Source organism: Pseudomonas putida (assembly GCF_028682175.1).
GTDB lineage: Bacteria > Pseudomonadota > Gammaproteobacteria > Pseudomonadales > Pseudomonadaceae > Aquipseudomonas > Aquipseudomonas putida_AD.
This window is the reverse complement of record NZ_JANHKS010000002.1, coordinates 188,324-206,197: the sequence shown is the minus strand read 5'-3', so window position 1 is coordinate 206,197 and position 17,874 is coordinate 188,324. Positions and strand designations below refer to the sequence as shown.

General features: G+C 64.6%; 7 protein-coding genes. 3 read left to right on the top strand and 4 right to left on the bottom strand.

Annotated features, from left to right (window positions below):
* The first annotated feature begins 65 nt into the window (after positions 1–65).
* The 3 genes from NPS29_RS02525 to NPS29_RS02515 are packed head-to-tail and all read left to right on the top strand — an operon-like array spanning position 66 to position 5,709.
* The gene (locus NPS29_RS02525) at positions 66–1,322 is read left to right on the top strand and encodes a TolC family protein (RefSeq protein ID WP_274130502.1); all 1,257 of its coding nucleotides are present in this window, start codon (positions 66–68) and stop codon (positions 1,320–1,322) included.
* The gene (locus NPS29_RS02520; RefSeq protein WP_274130501.1) at positions 1,319–2,572 is read left to right on the top strand and encodes an efflux RND transporter periplasmic adaptor subunit; all 1,254 of its coding nucleotides are present in this window, start codon (positions 1,319–1,321) and stop codon (positions 2,570–2,572) included. The genes NPS29_RS02525 and NPS29_RS02520 overlap by 4 nt, the downstream gene beginning before the upstream one ends.
* Positions 2,569–5,709, top strand: coding sequence for an efflux RND transporter permease subunit (locus tag NPS29_RS02515; protein ID WP_274130500.1), 3,141 nt, complete (start codon positions 2,569–2,571; stop codon positions 5,707–5,709). The genes NPS29_RS02520 and NPS29_RS02515 overlap by 4 nt, the downstream gene beginning before the upstream one ends.
* Here the strand turns inward: NPS29_RS02515 and NPS29_RS02510 are convergent.
* The 4 genes from NPS29_RS02510 to NPS29_RS02495 all read right to left on the bottom strand — a co-directional run bounded on the left by NPS29_RS02510 (position 5,697) and on the right by NPS29_RS02495 (position 17,730).
* Entirely contained in the window at positions 5,697–6,422 is a 726-nt protein-coding gene (locus NPS29_RS02510; RefSeq protein WP_274130499.1) for a Crp/Fnr family transcriptional regulator, read from the bottom strand. The two genes, NPS29_RS02515 and NPS29_RS02510, sit on opposite strands and share 13 nt — an antisense overlap.
* A 71-nt stretch (positions 6,423–6,493) precedes the next feature.
* Positions 6,494–15,142 carry a GH36-type glycosyl hydrolase domain-containing protein gene (locus NPS29_RS02505; RefSeq protein WP_274130498.1) on the bottom strand — a complete coding sequence of 2,883 codons (8,649 nt, stop codon included), beginning with the start codon at positions 15,140–15,142 and terminating at the stop codon, positions 6,494–6,496.
* 190 nt (positions 15,143–15,332) lie between these two features.
* A complete protein-coding gene (locus tag NPS29_RS02500) occupies positions 15,333–15,851 on the bottom strand; it encodes a cysteine hydrolase family protein (protein WP_274130497.1) in 519 nt (172 codons plus the stop codon).
* A gap of 991 nt (positions 15,852–16,842) precedes the next feature.
* Positions 16,843–17,730: a LysR substrate-binding domain-containing protein gene (locus NPS29_RS02495; protein ID WP_274130605.1), complete on the bottom strand. Its 888-nt coding sequence runs from the start codon at positions 17,728–17,730 to the stop codon at positions 16,843–16,845.
* Between the last annotated feature and the right edge of the window lie 144 nt (positions 17,731–17,874).

The following is a 17,874-nucleotide window of genomic DNA, read 5'->3' as shown; positions in this document are numbered from 1 at the left end:
GCGAAGCGGACTGCCTGCGCGTGTCTGTTTTTCCCGCGCAGTGAATGAACTCAGGAATCAACAACATGAACGCCAAGTGCTATTGCACCGGCTGGCCTCTGGTGGCCGGTCTGGTGGCAAGCGTGATTGCATGGCCGGGTTTCGCTGCCACCCTGACGCTCGATGAAGCGTTACGGCTGGCAGACACTCAGGCGCCTTCGCTTGTCGCACGAGATGCCAACATCCAGGCCGCCAGCCGCGCGGCCATCCCCGCTGGAGAACTGCCCGACCCCAAGCTGCTGGCAGGCTTGCAGAACTACCCCGTGGGCGGTCCGGATCGCTGGAGCGTCAACGATGACTTCATGACCATGCAAATGGTCGGGGTCAGACAGGAAGTACCCAATCGCGACAAGCGCAACGCCCGGATCGAGGTCGCCAATGCGGCCGTTGAGCGGGCTGCGGCAGAGCGCCAGGTCGAGCGCCTCAACGTGCGTCAGTCGACAGCGATGGCGTGGATCAGCCGCTATTCGGTCGAACGCAAGGACGCGCTGTTTCAGGACTTCTACAAGGAAAACCGGCTGCTGGCCGACACCGTCAAGGCGCAGATCGCCGCCGGGCGCGCGCAGCCTGCCGATGCCGTGACGCCCAGGCAGGAAGCGGCGCTGCTCGCCGAGCAGCAGGATGACCTCAACCTCAAGCGAACCCAGGCTCGTGCGGCGCTCAAGCGCTGGATCGGCGCAGCAGGTGACGAGGAACCGGCGGGCAGCCTGCCGGACTGGCCCGTCGATGGAGCCGGCTATTCGCACTCCCTGCAGCACCATCCGGAGCTGGCGGCGTTTGCCCCGATGACGCGCCAGGCGCAGGCGAGGGTGAAGGAAGCCATCGCCGAGAAACGTCCGGACTGGAGTTGGGAGCTGGACTATCAGCACCGCAATCGTCAGTTCGGCGACATGGTCAGCGTGCAGTTCTCGTGGGATCTGCCGCTGTTTCCGGACTCCCGGCAAAACCCGAGGATCGCCGCCAGGCAAGCCGAACTCAGCCAGATCGAGGCGCAACGCGACGCCTTGTCCCGTGAGCACAGTGCCGAACTGGAAAGCGAACTGGCCGACTACCAGCGACTGAGCCGGGCGGTGCAGCGCAACCGTGAAAGCCTGGTGCCGCTGGCCGAGCAGAAGGTCGAACTGGGCCTTGCGAGCTATCGGGCCGGCAAAGGCGATCTGAATGCGGTCATCGCGGCCCGTCGTGAACTCATCGAGGCGCGACTCAAGCAGATCGACGTCGAGGAACAGCGAGCCCTGACCAGTGCCCGCCTGTATTTTGCCTATGGGGAGCCGCGTTCATGAACAAGCCGTGGAATGCAGTGGTGCTGGCGGGGTTGTCCCTGGCCGTGGGTCTGGGGCTGGGAGCAGCGGGGGGATACGGGTTCGCAGGCCAGCCGGACAGTGGTCTGTCATCACCCGAGGTTGCAAGTGCGCCGCAGGAATCGAAGCAGCGCCAGGCGCTGTACTGGTACGACCCCATGTACCCCCAGCAGAAGTTCGACAAGCCGGGCAAGTCGCCTTTCATGGACATGCAACTGGTGCCCCGATATGCCGAGGGCTCAGGGGATGCGGCTTCCGTGAGCATTGACCCCGGCCTGACCCAGAACCTTGGGTTGCGGCTGGGCGTGGTGTCCCGTGGCGTCGTTGATTCAACCCTCGACGTCACCGGGGTGCTGGGCTTCAACGAGCGCGATATCGCCGTGGTTCAGGCCCGCACCAACGGGTTTGTCGAGCGGGTCTACGCCCATGCCCCCGGTGATGTGGTGGCGGTGAATGCGCCGCTGGCCGATATCCTGGTGCCGGACTGGGCCGCTGCCCAGACCGAGTTCGTGGCGCTCAAGGCCCAGGGCGACGAAGCGCTGCTGAGCGCGGCGCGGCAACGGCTTCGTCTGACCGGCATGCCGGCGGCCTTGATCGCGCAGGTCGAGCGCAGCGGCAAGGTTCAGCCCTTGCTGACCCTCACCAGCCCCATGGGTGGTGTGCTGCAGGAGTTGGATCTGCGCGTCGGCATGACCCTGGCGACGGGGCAGACGCTGGCGCGCATCAACGGGCTGGACAGCGTCTGGCTGGCGGTGGCCGTCCCGGAATCCGAAGCCGGTGCCGTCGTGACCGGGCAAAGCGTTGAAGCCCGCCTGCCGGCGTTTCCGGGAAAGACCCTGGCTGGCAAGGTCAGTGCGGTTCTGCCGCAGACCAATCCGGACAGCCGCACCCTTCGCGTGCGGGTGGAACTGCCCAATCCGGACGGGCAACTCAGGCCCGGCCTGACGGCCCAGGTGCGCCTGCACCATCCCGGCGAGCAGAGCGTGCTGTGGGTGCCCAGCGAAGCGGTGATTCGTACCGGGCGCCGGGCGCTGGTCATGCTGGCGGAAGACGCAGGCAGGTATCGTCCGGTGGAAGTGCAGTTGGGGCAGGAGAGTGACGGCAGGACTGTCATCACCCAAGGCCTGGAGGAGGGGCAGAAGGTCGTTGCCTCCGGCCAGTTCCTGCTGGATTCGGAGGCCAGCCTCAAGGGCATCACCGCGCCGTCCCGTGACATGGGGGCCCGACCATGATTGCCGCGGTTATCAGATGGTCAGTCGCCAATCGCTTCCTGGTGCTGCTGGCGACGATGTTCGTGACCGCCTGGGGGCTCTGGTCGCTGAGCAATACGCCCATCGACGCACTGCCGGACCTTTCGGATGTGCAGGTGATCATCCGCACCCCCTATGCGGGGCAGGCGCCGCAGATCGTCGAGAATCAGGTGACCTATCCGTTGTCCACGACCATGCTTTCGGTGCCGGGGGCCAGGACGGTGCGGGGCTATTCGTTCTTCGGCGACAGTTTCGTCTACGTGTTGTTCGAGGACGGCACCGATCCGTACTGGGCCCGCTCGCGCGTGCTGGAATACCTGAGCCAGGTGCAGAGCCGGCTGCCAGCGAACGCCAAACCTGCGCTGGGCCCGGATGCCACCGGTGTCGGCTGGATTTTCCAGTATGCCCTGGTGGATCGCACCGGCGGCCATGACCTGGCGCAATTGCGTGCCCTGCAGGACTGGTTCCTCAAGTTCGAACTCAAGACCCTGCCCAACGTCGCCGAGGTCGCGACGGTCGGCGGCATGGTCAGGCAGTACCAGGTGCTGCTCGATCCCGTGCGGCTGGCCAGCCTCGGCATCACCCAGGCGGACGTCAGTGCGGCCATCGGCAAGGCCAACCGGGAAACGGGAGGCGCCGTGCTGGAGATGGCGGAAACCGAGTTCATCGTCAGGGCCTCCGGTTATCTGAAAACCCTCGATGATTTTCGCGCCATCCCGCTGAAAATCGGGGCGGATGGGGTGCCTGTCACCCTGGGTGATGTCGCCACGGTCCAGCTCGGGCCGGAAATGCGCCGTGGCATCAGCGAACTCGACGGCCAGGGTGAAACCGTGGGCGGCGTCGTGGTGCTGCGCAGCGGCAAGAACGCCCGGGAGACCATCGCGGCGGTCAAGGTCAAGCTTGAACAGCTCAAACGCAGCTTGCCGGCAGGGGTGGAGATTGTCACCACCTACGACCGCAGCAAGTTGATCGACCGCGCGGTGGAGAATCTCAGCCACAAGCTGATCGAGGAGTTCATCGTGGTCGCCCTGGTGTGCGGGGTTTTCCTGTGGCACCTGCGATCCTCGCTGGTGGCGATCATCTCCTTGCCGGTGGGCGTGTTGATTGCGTTTATCGTCATGCGCCATCAGGGGATCAACGCCAACATCATGTCGCTGGGCGGCATCGCCATCGCCATTGGTGCGATGGTCGATGCCGCCGTGGTGATGATCGAGAACGCACACAAGAAGGTTGAAGCCTGGCACCTCGCCCATCCCGGGCAGGTGTTGAAGGGGCCGGAGCATTGGCGGGTGATGACCGAAGCGGCAACCGAAGTCGGCCCCGCGCTGTTTTTCTGCCTGCTCATCATCACCTTGTCGTTCATTCCGGTGTTCACCCTTGAAGCCCAGGAAGGGCGGCTGTTCGGGCCGCTGGCGTTTACCAAGACCTACGCCATGGCGGCAGCGGCGGGCTTGTCCGTGACCCTGGTGCCGGTGCTGATGGGCTACTGGATTCGCGGGCGGCTTCCCGATGAGCAGCGCAACCCGCTGAACCGGTTGCTGGTCGGGATCTACCGGCCGGCGCTGGATACCGTCCTGAATCGTCCCAGGACGACTCTGCTGATCGCAGCCCTGGTGTTCGCCAGCGTGCTGTGGCCACTGTCGCGATTGGGCGGCGAGTTTCTTCCGCCGCTGGACGAAGGGGATCTGCTGTATATGCCGTCGGCGCTTCCAGGCCTGTCGGCGCAGAAGGCTGCGCAGTTGTTGCAACAGACGGATCGGTTGATCAAGACCATTCCCGAGGTCGAGCACGTTTCCGGCAAGGCCGGTCGCGCTGAAAGCGCCACGGACCCTGCACCGCTGGAGATGTTCGAAACCACCATTGCATTCAAGCCTCGGGAGCAATGGCGGCCGGGCATGACCCCGCAGAAACTGGTGGAAGAACTGGACCGCGTGGTGCGGGTTCCAGGGCTGACCAACATCTGGATTCCGCCGATCCGTAACCGCATCGACATGCTCGCCACCGGGATCAAGAGCCCCGTTGGCGTCAAGGTCGCGGGGACGGACCTGACCCAGATCGATGCCGCGACCCAGGCCGTGGAACGGGTGGCCAAGACCGTGCCCGGCGTCAGTTCGGCGCTGGCAGAACGGCTCACGGGCGGGCGCTACATCGACGTCGATATCGACCGCAAGGCAGCCGCGCGTTATGGGCTGAACATCGCCGACGTGCAATCCATCGTGTCCGGAGCCATTGGCGGGGAAAACGTCGGCGAAACCATTGAAGGGCTGGCGCGTTTCCCCATCAACCTGCGTTACCCGCGGGAATGGCGTGATTCGGTCGGCGCGCTTGAACAGTTGCCGATCTACACGCCTCAGGGCAGCCAGATCACCCTGGGCACGGTGGCGAAGATCAAGGTCACGGACGGCCCTCCCATGCTCAAGAGCGAGAACGCACGGCCTTCTGGCTGGGTGTACATCGATGTGCGCGGCAGGGACCTGGCTTCGGTGGTCGGCGATCTGCGCCAGGCCATCGGGCAGCAGGTCACCTTGCAGCCGGGGATGAGCCTGAGCTATTCGGGGCAGTTCGAGTTCCTTGAACGGGCCAATGCGCGGCTGAAGCTGGTCGTGCCGGCGACTCTGCTGATCATCTTCGTCCTGCTGTACCTGACCTTTTCCCGAGTCGATGAGGCGCTGCTGATCATGGCCACGCTCCCGTTCGCGCTCACCGGCGGGGCCTGGTTCCTCTATCTGCTCGGCTTCAACCTGTCGGTCGCCACGGGGGTTGGCTTCATTGCACTGGCCGGGGTTTCCGCCGAGTTCGGCGTGATCATGCTGCTGTACCTGAAGAATGCCTGGGCAGAGCGGCAAAGCCTGGGCGAGGGCTCGGAGTCAGGGCTGATCGAAGCGATTCGCCAGGGCGCCGTACAGCGTGTGCGGCCCAAGGCGATGACGGTGGCGGTCATTCTCGCCGGCCTGCTGCCGATCCTGTCCGGCAGCGGATCGGGCGGCGAAGTCATGAGCCGCATCGCCGCGCCGATGGTCGGCGGCATGGTCACTGCTCCGCTGCTTTCACTCTTCGTATTACCAGCCGCCTATCGCCTGATGCGCCGCAGGCAGCTGTCTGGCAATCACTCGTCCTGACGACGGGTGTAGTGCAGCAGGCGGTCGGTTTCGGTCTTGACCACCAGGTAGCACTCGCAACTCAGGCGCTCCAGTCGCGGACGGTCGAGCACCGTAATCTGTCCGCGGCTGTATTCGATGACGCCCTGGCGTTGCAGTTTACCCGCTGCTTCCGTCACGCCTTCGCGACGTACGCCGAGCATGTTGGCGATCAGTTCCTGCGTCATGTTCAGGCGATTGCCCTGCAGGCGATCCAGTGACAGCAGCAGCCAGCGGCACAGTTGCTGGTCGATGGAGTGGTGACGGTTGCACAGCGCGGTCTGCGACATCTGGGTGATCAGCGCCTGGGTATAGCGCAGCATCAGCAGGAGCAGATCGCCGTGGCGGTTGAACTCCTTCTTCAGTTTCTGCCCGGGAAGCCTGAACGCGACCCCCGCACTCTGCACCACGGCGCGGCTGGAGGTGCTCTCGCCACCCATGAACAGCGCGATTCCGATCAGCCCCTCATTGCCCACCACCGCGATTTCGGCGGACGAGCCGTTTTCCGTGACATGCAGCAGCGACACGATCGAGTCGGTGGGGAAATACACGTGGCGCAGGGTATCGCCCGGTTCATACAGCACATCGCCCAAGGCCAGTGGCACCTGCTCCAGATGAGGCGCCAGGCGCTTGAGGTCGTCCGCCGGGAGCGCGGCGAGCAGGTGGTTGTCGCTGGGCTGGGGTGGGGCAGGCATGGCAAGGCACCGTGATCAAGGATAGGGCGTACCGGGTCAGGGTACTCCCCTTGGACCCCGGCACTGTGGGCTTATCGTGATTCATCGACGGCCTGCACGTATTCCAGCGCCTGAGGTCGGGGCGATGGGGCGCGGCAATCGACCTGAATCCAGTGCTCACCGCGTTCGCCGTCGAGTGTCAGCACGTTGCTGTCCAGGGGCTGGCCGTCGCGGATCATCGAGGTCGAGAGCGCGCTGCCCTGGCGGATGTCGAAGTGATACAGGGCCTCGCCCAGCCGGTAGTACAGGATGAACCCCGGCCAGCCGGCCGGCAGCAGCGGTTCGAGGCTGAGCGTCGTGCCGACCCGCTGCACGCCCAGCAGCGACTCGACGATCAGGCGGTACATCCACCCGGCAGACCCGGTGTACCAGGTCCAGCCGCCGCGACCGGCATGGGGCGCGGTTCCGTAGACATCGGCGGCCATGACGTAGGGCTCGACCTTGTAGGTGTCGATCCGTCCATGGTTGGCAGGGTCGGCGGGGTTGATCAGGTTCAGCACCTCCCAGGCTTTGCCGGCATCACCCAGTTGAGCGAAGGCCATGCCTGCCCAGACCGCCGCATGGGTGTATTGACCGCCGTTTTCCCGCACGCCGGGCACGTAGCCCTTGATGTAGCCGGGCTCAAGATTGCCCTTGTCGAACGGAGGGTCAAGCAGCAACACGGCGCGGATGTCGCGTTTGATCAGGTGCTCGTCCAGTGACGCCATCGCCTGGCGCTGACGTGCGGGTGACGCCGCCCCCGACAGTACTGACCAGCTTTGCGCAATCGAGTCGATGCGGCATTCCTCGTTGCTCGCCGAGCCGAGCAACTGGCCGTCGTCGAACCAGGCGCGCCGGTACCAGGCGCCGTCCCAGGCGTTCTGGTCCAGGTGACGACGCAACAGGTGCGCCTGTTCGTTGCACCGTTTGGCGAACGCCTGATCGCCCTGCAGCCGTGCCGTTGCAGCGAACTGCTCCAGCACCTGATGACCGAAGAAACCCAGCCAGACACTTTCGCCTTCGCCCAGGTGACCCACGCGATTCATGCCGTCGTTCCAGTCGCCGCTGCCCATCAGCGGCAAACCGTGGCGACCGCGGCGCAGGCTGTGCTCGATGGCGCGTACGCAGTGCTGGTACAGCGTTTCGTGCAAGGCCGAAGTGCCCGGCAGGTCGTAGTAGGACTCCTCACCAAGCGCCAGCGGGCGACCTTCCAGATAGCTCGCCGTTTCGTTGAGTACCGCAACGTCGCCGGTCATCTCCACATAACGACTGGTGGCTGCGGCCAGCCACAGGAAATCGTCAGAACAGGCCGTGCGCACCCCGCGGTTCATCGGCGGGTGCCACCAGTGCTGCACGTCGCCATCGGCGTATTGATGCCCGGCGCACAGCAACAAGTGCGCGCGCACGGCGGCAGGGTCGGCATGAATCATCGCCATGCTGTCTTGCAACTGATCGCGAAAGCCAATGGCGCCGCCGGACTGGTAGTAACCGCTGCGTGCCTGGAAGCGGCAGGCAATGACCTGGTACATCAGCCAGCCATTGACCATGACGTCCACCGATGGGGCGCAGGTTTCGATGCGAATCACGCCCAGCACCGAGCGCCAGTGCTCGCGGACCTTCTGCAGTTCCGCTGCGGCGGCCTGGCTGCCCCTGAAGCGTTGCACCAGGTGGGTCGCGGCCTGGGTCGAGGTCTCTGCACCCAGGCGCAGGATGACTTCCCTGTTTTGCCCGTCCGCCAGCTCGACCGCCACTTGCAGCGCCGCGCAAGGGTCCAGGCCGGCACCGACCCGGCCCGATAACCCGGCATGGCCCATGGCGGCGGGCGCTGCCAGGGTTCCGCTACGGCCCAGGAATTCGGTGCGGTCGGCGCTGACGCCATGCTCGACGGTGTCGGTGTCGAAGAACGCCACCCTTTCTGAAAACTCCAGCGAATAGGCATTGCGGGCGAAGAGGGCGCCTGTCACCGGGTCCGACTGGGTCACTACGTGCATCGCCGACTTGCTGCGCAGATCGCCCAGCACCCATTCCACGTAGCCCGTGACCGACAGCGAGCGGGCGCGACCGGAGCGGTTGGTCAGCAGCAATCGGGAAAACTTGATGGGGGCGTCCAGCGCCACGTAGACCCACAGCTCGCTGTGAATGCCGTCTTCTTCATGTTCGAACACGCTATAGCCGAAGCCATGGCGGGTCCGGTACGGGCCGGCGCCGGGGCAGGGCTGTGGCGCTGGCGACCAGAAATGCCCGGTTTCTTCGTCGCGCAGGTAGATCGCTTCGCCGCTGCGATCGGTGACCGGGTCGTTGTGCCAGGGGCTCAGGCGAAACTCATGGGCGTTTTCCGCCCAGGTGTAGGCGCTGCCGGCCTGCGACACCACGGTGCCCAATTGCCCGTTGGCCAGCACGTTGACCCAGGGTGCGGGCGTCGGCTGGGACGCCAGGCCGGTAATGATGTATTCGCTGCCATCGGCACTGAAACCGCCGTAGGCATTGCTCAGCAGCAACGGCGAGTGGCTGGGCCTGACCGAGCTTGACGTTGCCTGGTGCTGCCGCGTTGCCACGAACGGTCCATGCACCGGTGAAACCCTGCGCCGATGCACCTGCTCGGCCAGGGTACCGAAGCCTTCGCTCAGCACCAGCCGCGCCACGGACAGGACCAGCACACGGTCTTCGGCGGAGATCTGCTGGGCGGGCCGCACGAAGATGCCGCCCGGACGATCCAGCAGGGTCGCCTCGCTGCCGGAGGTGATCAATCCCATGATCGCGTCCTGCAACTGCTGACGATAGCCCGCCTGATCCTCGTTCCAGATCAGCAAGTCCACCACCAGCCCCTTTTGCCTCCAATAGGCGTGGGCCTGCACCAGTTGCCGGACCAGCTCGATGTTGTCCAGGCTGTAGATCTGCAACAGCACGATGGGCAGGTCGCCGGAGATCGCCTGTCCCCAGAGCCCTGACTGGTTGCGGTGGTTGGCGACCAGCACGGCAGCGTCGGCGCGCATCGAGGTGTTGGCGTAGAGCAGGGAGGAGGCCATCTGTTCGAACAAACGGGCATCGGGCAAAGACGCATTGAGCTGGCGCAGCAGCACCTGGCTATGGGTCCAGGACAGGTCGAACACGCGATCGGCCAGATGACGGTCGCGGTATTTGTTGATCAGTGACAGACAGTCGTCGCGGCTGTCGGCGGCCCCGGTCACCAGGTCGATGGTTCCTTGCTGGCCGGGTTGCAGGGTGATCCGGCAGCGGATCGCGACCACCGGGTCGAGGACCGGGCCTGCGGTGTTCGACAGCTGCCCGCTGTCGGCGTCCAGTGCCGCTGGCGAGACCAGGCTGCGTCCCCGGCCAATGAACCGCATGCGATCGGTTTCATAGGAAATCTCGTCGATGTCGACGCCATGGGCCGCCAGTAGATGGCACATCCAGGGCGTCGGTTCATCGCTGGCGCGGGGCCTGCGGCTGCACAGGATGGCTTGCAGCGAGGGCAGCAGTTCGGTCTGTACGAACAGCTTGCTGAAGGCTGGGTGCATGGCGTCATTGCTTGGGCTGGCCAGCACCACTTCGGCGTAGGTGGTGATCTCCAGCGTCTTGGCGAAGGCGGCGCGGTTGGTGACGTGCAGGCGCCGCAGTTCGATGTCGTCCTCCGGCGAGACGACGATTTCCAGGTGGGTATCGAAATCCAGGTTGCGCGCCCTGAACTCGGCCCGGGAATCACTGAAAATGGTTTCGTGGCTTTCGGGCTGATGCAGCGTGGGCTGATAGGCCGCCGACCAGACCGTGGCGGTGTCGACGTCGCGCAGATAGCAGAACATGCCCCAGTTGTCCTGGGTGGTGTCTTCCTGCCAGCGGGTGACGGCCATGTCGTTGCGACGGCTGTAGCCACCGCCGCCACTGGTCAGCATCACGTGGTAGCGGCCGTTGGACAGCAACTGCACGGCGGGGCGTTTGCGGCCGGGGTCGGCGAACACCCTCAGGCCCGGGTCCTGGCCACCGTCGCCGAGCACCGGCGATTGCTCGGTTTTAAGGTACGGCGCGGCGGCTTTGGGCACCCGTTCCTGCAACAGCAACAGCGCCGATTGCAGCGCAGGATCTGCTGCGAAGCGCCGTTGCATGGGGTGGTCGAGCAGCAGGCTGGTCAAGGCCAGCAGGCTCATGCCCTGGTGGTGCGCCATGAACGACTGGACCACGGCGAACGGCTGGCTGCGTGGCAAGCGCGCCTCGGTGTAGTCCACCGCCTCGTACATCCCGAAACGCCCCGAGGCGCCCTGCAAGGTCAGGCGTTGCAGGTTTTTGCAGGCCGCGTTGGCATCGATCATCAGCGCCAGCGCGCTGGCGTAGGGGGCGATCACGATGTCGTCGCTCAGCCCGCGCTTGAGGCCCAGGCCCTGAACGCCAAAGGCGCGGTATTGATAGTTCAGGTGCGCATCGAGGGTGTAATACCCCGATTCCGACACGCCCCAGGGAATGCCCAGCGCCTTGCCGTGTTCGATCTGTACGGCCACGGCGGCACGGCAGGTCTGGTCCAGCAGGCTGCCGTCATAGTTGGGCATCACCAGCATCGGCATCAGGTATTCGAACATCGACCCGGACCACGAAAGCAGTGTCGGCACCCCTGCGTTTTCCCCCAGCAACCTGCCGAGGGTGAACCACGCGCGCTGGGGCGTCTGCCCCTGGGCGATGGTCACGTAGTTGGTCAGCCGCACCTCGGACGCCAACAGGTCGTAATAGCCGGTGTCGAGCCGGCGCTCGTCAGCGTTGTAGCCGATGACAAAGAGATCGCGCTGACTGTCGTAGAGCAACGAGAAGTCCATCTGCGCCATCTCGCCGGTCAGCGCGCTCAACCGGTCCAGTACCTTGAGCCGGTCCCTGGCACTGTTGCGCACCTGTTCGATATCGCTGAGCTGCTCGATATTCCACTCTGCGGTGTCCAGGCTTGCCAGCTGGCGCAGGGTAAAGGGCGTAAGCCTGGGTCCGGCCAAGGGCGTCGGGAGCCGGTATCGCTGCAGTTCGTCGGTCCAGTCGGTGCATTGGCTGACGAAGGCTTGCTGCCAATAGATGCTTTCCTCATCGCCCGCCAGTTCAGCGTCTGAAACCGTCATGCGGGCTGTGTGCAGCAGGTCGGCCAGGGTGTCCGCATCCGGCGTCTGCCCGGCGCGTTCAAGGGCTGTTCGCAGTTGACTGAGCGGGTCGGATTCATTGGCGTGCCGGGCCTGGATCAAGGTGTCCAGGGTGTCGCGCAGGCCGCTGAGCACGGCCAGTGGGCTCATCGGGGTGTCAGCGATCTGCCCGAGGCCAGTACCCAATGTCAGCAATACCCCGGCCAGGTTGCCGCTGTCGACGGTCGAGACATAGCGCGGCCGCAAAGGCTCGCGGGTTTGCGTGTCGTACCAGTTGTAGAAATGCTCCCGGTGCCGTTCGAGGCTGTGCATGCTGTCCAGGGAGGCGGCCAGCCGTGTCAGCAGGCGTTCGGTGCTGAGGTAGCCGAAGTCATGGGCGGCCAGATGCGCCAGCAACGACATGCCCATATTGGTCGGCGAGGTGCGATGAGCGATGGCCGCCTTCGGTGCTTCCTGCACGTTGTCGGGCGGGAGCCAGTTGTCCTGGGGACCGACGTACTGGTCGAAGAAGGCCCAGGTCCGACGAGCCAGCACGTGCAGAAAACGCAGGTCCTGCGCCGAGGGTTTGAACACTGATCCCTCGGCGGGCGAGCTGAGACGCCAGGCGATCCATGGACCCGCCAGCCACGCCAGCAGCAGGGGGCTTGCGATCAGCAGGGTCAGCGGAGTGTCGAGCAGCGCCGCGACTGTCAGCAGTGCCAGCGTCGGCGCGATCCACATCAGTCGATAGAAACCAGGCAGCCGGCTTTGCTTCATGCGCTCGACCTCCCGCGACGGTTGCCACTGCAACAGTAGGCGCCGGCTGAAACCGAGCCGCCACAGCGAGCGCAGGATGGCGTCGGTGCTGTACAGCATCTCGAACGGCAACCAGGCGAGTGTCAGGCAGACGCGGGCAAGCTCCTGTCCCAGGTCACCCATCAGCGCCAGAAGGTGCTGCCGGTAGGGCACGCCGGCCGGTGGCTGCATCAGCTCGGTGACGCTGCGAAGCAGCGGTTGAACCACCAGCAAGCCGACAACCGTCAGCGTCCAGCCCAGCGGTTCGCTGCTGGCCAGCCACGCCCAGCCCAGCATGGTCAGGGTGGAGAGCGGCTCCAGACTGCGCCTCAGGTTGTCGAGAATCTTCCAGCGCGCCATGACACTGAGCCGGTTGTGCACCCACTCGCCGGTCGCGTTGCGGGTCCAGGGCGCGACCCACGGCAACAACTGCCAGTCCCCGCGAATCCAGCGGTGCCGACGTTTGACATCGGCGCCGTAGCCCGAAGGATATTGCTCATACAGCTGTACGTCACTGAGCAGGCCGGAGCGCGCATAGCAGCCTTCGATCAGGTCGTGGCTGAGGATCTGGTTATTGGGCAGGCAGCCATCCAGCGCGCAGGTGAATGCATCCACGTCATAGATGCCCTTGCCGATGAACGAGCCCTGCTGGAACAGGTCCTGATACACATCGGACACCGCGCGGGTATAGGGGTCGACCCCGGCGTCGCTGCCAAACACTCGCGCGTAGGTCGAACGGGTGACGCTGGTCAGGCTGATACCCACCCGCGGCTGCAACACCGCGTAGCCGGCGATGATCTGTTTGCCCATGGCATCGAACAGCGGACGGTTCAGCGGGTGCATCATGGCGGCCACGCATTGCTGCGCGGCGTCACGGGGCAGCAGGGTGTCGGTGTCCAGTGTGATCACGTAGCGGGCGCTTTGCAGTGGGGTGATGTCCCCGACGATGGCGTTGAAACACTCCCGCCCACTGCCGCGCAGCAGCGCGTTGAGTTCGATCAGCTTGCCGCGCTTGCGCTCGTGGCCCATCCACACCCGTTCGCCCGGATTCCAGCGACGGGGCCGGTGCAGCAGGAAAAACCGGTCGGTGATGCCGTCGGCGTACTTGCGGTTGAGCAGGGTGATCGCCTCCGAGGCCCGGGCAATCAGCTCGGCGTCCTGAGGCAGGACTTCTTCAGCGGCGTCGAGCAAATCGCTGAGCAGGGCGAAATACAGGTTGCTGTCGCGGTTGGCGAGAAAACGCACCTCGAGGCCTTCCACCAGTTCATCGACATCGGCCAGGTTGGCAATCAGCGTGGGAATCACCACCAGGGTGCGGGCGTCGTCGGGGATGCCATGGGCGTAATCCATCTTGGGCAGCACGGAAGGCAGCAGGCTGAACGTCACCAGCCAGTTGATCAGGCTGATCGCCAGCCGGCTGACCATGATCAGGCACGGAACTGCCAGCACCAGCAGCGCGAGGTCCGGCATGCGGTCGCGGTGCGCGGACGCCAGCAACGGTCCGGCAAACACCAGTGTCAGCAGCGACACCGGGGCCAGGTAAAACATCAGCGGCGAGCGCTGCAACAGGCGTTTCCAGCGCTCATGGACCGGCACGCGAGCCTTGAGTGCGCGCTCCAGTACAGGTAGCCCGTCGCTGATCAGGTAATACCCGACATGCCGCGCCAGCACCTCACAGGAGACCGTCGCCGCCTGGGCCGTCGCAAGATCGATGGCCACCCGCGCCACTTGAGTTTCGGAATGCTGCGCAGTGCGCCGGGCCAGGCGTTCGATGACATGCCGGTAGCTGTCCCGGGTGCGGAAGTCCATGGTCCGGTAGACCGCTGCCGGGTCTTCGCACAGCGTCTGTTCGACGTGGCTCATCGACTCGACGAACTCGCGCCAGTCCGTCGCGGACAACAGGCGCAGGCTGCCGATGCTGTTGCTGATGGACACCTGGTCGGCGGCCTGCTGCTGGGCGTCGAGCTGAACCTGACGCTCGATGCTTGAGCCTTTTTCGCCCAGCATCTGCTCGATCCAGTTCAGCGGTAACGCCAGGGCTGCGCTCTGGCCCTGCAACCGGCGGGTGAATTCGGCGACGAAAGCCGCCGTCATCGGTGGGGTGGAGCGGGCCATGTCGGCCACGGTCAGCACCACGCTCTTGATGTCGCGCTCCGAGGTTTCGATCAGGCGCTCGGCCCAGTCGTCGGCCAGGTTGCGATCATCTGCGTTGGCCATCACCCGCGAAGCGACACGGCGCAGGTTCTCGATCAGCGCCAGGCGCAACATGATCGGCACCGCCCACAGCTCTCCAAGCGCCAGCGGCATGACGGTCTGATACGAGAAAATGAAGCGGCCCAGGCTCTGTTCGTCGACCCGTCCATCGCCGTGGGAAATCGTCTCCAGGGCGATGTCGTAGACCCGCGGCAGCCCGGCGGAAGGGCCGTTGATCAGGCGTGGCAACTCACGGCTGTAGCCTTTGGGCAGGTGGGTCCTGGCGGTGCGAATGTGTTCTTCGATCAGGAAGTAATTGTCCAGCAGCCACTCGGCTGCCGGGGTGACGCGACGGCTCGACACCTGAGCCTCGGACAGCGCCGTGCAACTGCGCTTGAGCAAGGCCTCGTTGTCATCGAGCCTGCTGAGCATCGAGTCGCGGGCCGACAGCGCCGTCAGTTGATGCTGTCCGGCCAGGGCGATGCCATGGCTGGCCATCTGATCGGCGCTGAACAGCTCGGAGCGCAGAATCGGCTCGTACTCAAACCCGGAGGCGGAAAACGAACCGTTCTGGTGGATCCCGGACAAGCGAGCAACCACTCCCCGTACGCGTGTCCATGTGCTAGTCATAAGGTCGTGAGCCTGAAGCGCGTGGCTCTCATCGCGCGAATGTTCAGAGGTGCGCCGATGTAGCCCTTCAGCGCCCAGCAGCGCCTTTAAGACGTGGCTTTCCAGCGCCGAGTATGGCTATCCGGGAACAGCTTCGTCTGTGCGCTGGCGAACATAGGGCAGAGCAGGCTCAAGGCGCCGGGATGTCGTTTCAGAAACGCCAGTCCTTCGCCTGAACCACCCGACAGAAGGGTCCTGCCAGTGTTGCGTTGTGGTGGGCGATGATGGCCTCTGCGCTCAGCGTCGGGGTGTCGGAGCAGGTGTGCCCGTCGGCGATCAGCACGGCATCGAACCCGCAATCGCGGGCGGCGCGGCAAGTGCTGTCGACGCAGTATTGGGTTTTCATGCCGGTCACGACGATGCCCTCGCAGCCGAGCTCACTGAGCTGGCTGGCCAGGTCTGTCTGAACGAAGGCGCTGGGGCGGGTTTTCTGGAAGATGCGTTCGTCGCCTGTCAGCTCCAGCTCTTGCACAAGCTCGGTGAGCGGGCTGCCCGGTTCGATCGGAGAACCTGCCGGGCCGACGTGGCGTGCGAGAAAAATCGGAGCGCCGCGCTCCCGTGCATCTCTCATGAGCGCGTTCAGGGCGTCGATCACCGCCTCGCCGCGCCAAGGCTTGTCAGGGCCGTGAACGAGTCCAACCTGCATGTCGAGAATCAGCAGAGCGTACATATGCGTTTCCTTGCATGGGTGCCAGCGAAAATCGGGGCAAAAAAAAGACCCGATCCATTGCTGGCGGGTCTTTGGGGTCCTGCGTTATCACTTCACGCAACCACCCGCGACCCGCCGATGGCGGTCGTGAAGGTGGTGGTCGAGGCGAAACCTTGGGTGTTCATGGTTTGACCTTAACCTCGACCGGAGAGTGCTGCAAGTGCGGGGAGTTGCGGCGGGCGCAGGATGGGTGTCCGGCCGCAAACCCGTAGGAGCGCGCTTGCCCGCGACTGGCCTTTTCGCCTGACAGAGATGTCGTGAATGCCAACGTCATCGCGGGCAAGCGCGCTCCTACAGGGGGCGCCTTTGAGATTGCGCCCGCGGGCAAGCCCGGCTGCTACGGGATTTGCGGCGGGCGCGGGATGGGAGTCCGGCCGCAAACCCCTAGGTGCGCGCTTGCCCGCGACTGGCCTTTTCGCCTGACAGAGATGTTATGAATGTACCAACGTCGTCGCGGGCAAGCGCGCTCCTACAGGGGGCGCCTTTGAGATTGCGCCCGCGGGCAAGCCCGGCTGCTCCGGGATTTGCGGCGGGCGCGGGATTGGTGTCCGGCCGCAAACCCGTAGGAGCGCGCTTGCCCGCGACTGGCCTTTTCGCCTGACAGAGATGTTGTGAATGTACCAACGCCATTGCGGGCAAGCGCGCTCCTACAGGGGGCGCCTTTGAGATTGCGCCCGCGGGCAAGCCTGGCTGCTACGGGATTTGCGGCGGGCGCGGGATGGGAGTCCGGCCGCAAACCCCTAGGTGCGCGCTTGCCCGCGACTGGCCTTTTCGCCTGACAGAGATGTCGTGAATGTACCAACGCCATCGCGGGCAAGCGCGCTCCTACAGGGGCGCTGCGAGACACGTTCGGTGCTGCACCTCCATCCCGTAGCAGCACGGCTTGCCGGCGGGGGCGGCTTCGAGGTCGCCGATGCAGGCAAGCCTGGCTCATCACTACTGCCCAACCCCCTCAACCACTCCCTTCAAACTCTCCTCGAAGCCAGTCAGCCACGTCCTGCACCCAGACGCTGGGCTCTTTTCCCGCCTGGGTCAGCAGGTGGTAGGTATAGCCGGTGATCGAAGGCCCAAAGGGTTGTATCAGGTGGCCGGCGGCAAGTTCTTCGGCGACTAATGCAAGGCTGAGCAGGGCGATACCCTGGCCGGCCACGGCGGCCTGGATGGCGTGCCCCTCATCCGAATAGCGCAACTGTCCATGAAGCGCTGTCCCCGACAGACCCGCCTGGTCCAGCCACTTCTGCCAGGTCGGGTTGTCGGCACTTTCCCTCGCCCATTCAAAGTGGATCAAGGGCACCGAGCCAAGCGCCGACAGGTCCCTGACCTGCAGTAACGGGTTGCTCACCGGGGCATATTCGTCAGTCAACATGGCCTGTGCGTTGAATCCGGGATAGGGGCCCCGCCCGTAGCGCAAAGCGATGTCGAACGTCTGGCCGGTCAGCTCGATGGCCCGGTCGCTGGCCTGAATCTGCAAATCAATATCAGGGTGCAATGCATGAAAACGGGAAATTCGAGGCATCAGCCACTTTGCGGTGAACGCATGGGTGGCAGTGATGGTGACACGCTTGCGCTGACTCGCCTGGGTGAGCTGCTGCAACACTGTCTCGAATGCATCAAAGCCCTGTTTCAGAACGGGATACAGCACTGAGCCTGCCTCGGTCAGCGTGACCTGGCGCACGGTCCGCACAAAGAGCTGAAGCTGGGTGTATTCCTCAAGTGCCCGTACGCGGTGGCTGATCGCAGTCGGCGTCACCGCCAACTCGTGAGCGGCCTGCTTGAAACTGCCGTGCCTGGCTGCCGCTTCGAAAGCGCGCAGTGATGAGAGAGGCGGTAATCGACGCATGGACCAACCAGTCAAGACAGATGATTTCAGATCATCTTATACCTGATTTCTTATCGTTTGCCCGCCTGGCGGTGCGAGATCAGTATTGCCGCTACCGGTCATCTGGTGATCTGAACTCACCCATGCCGTGTCATCTTTCTCACT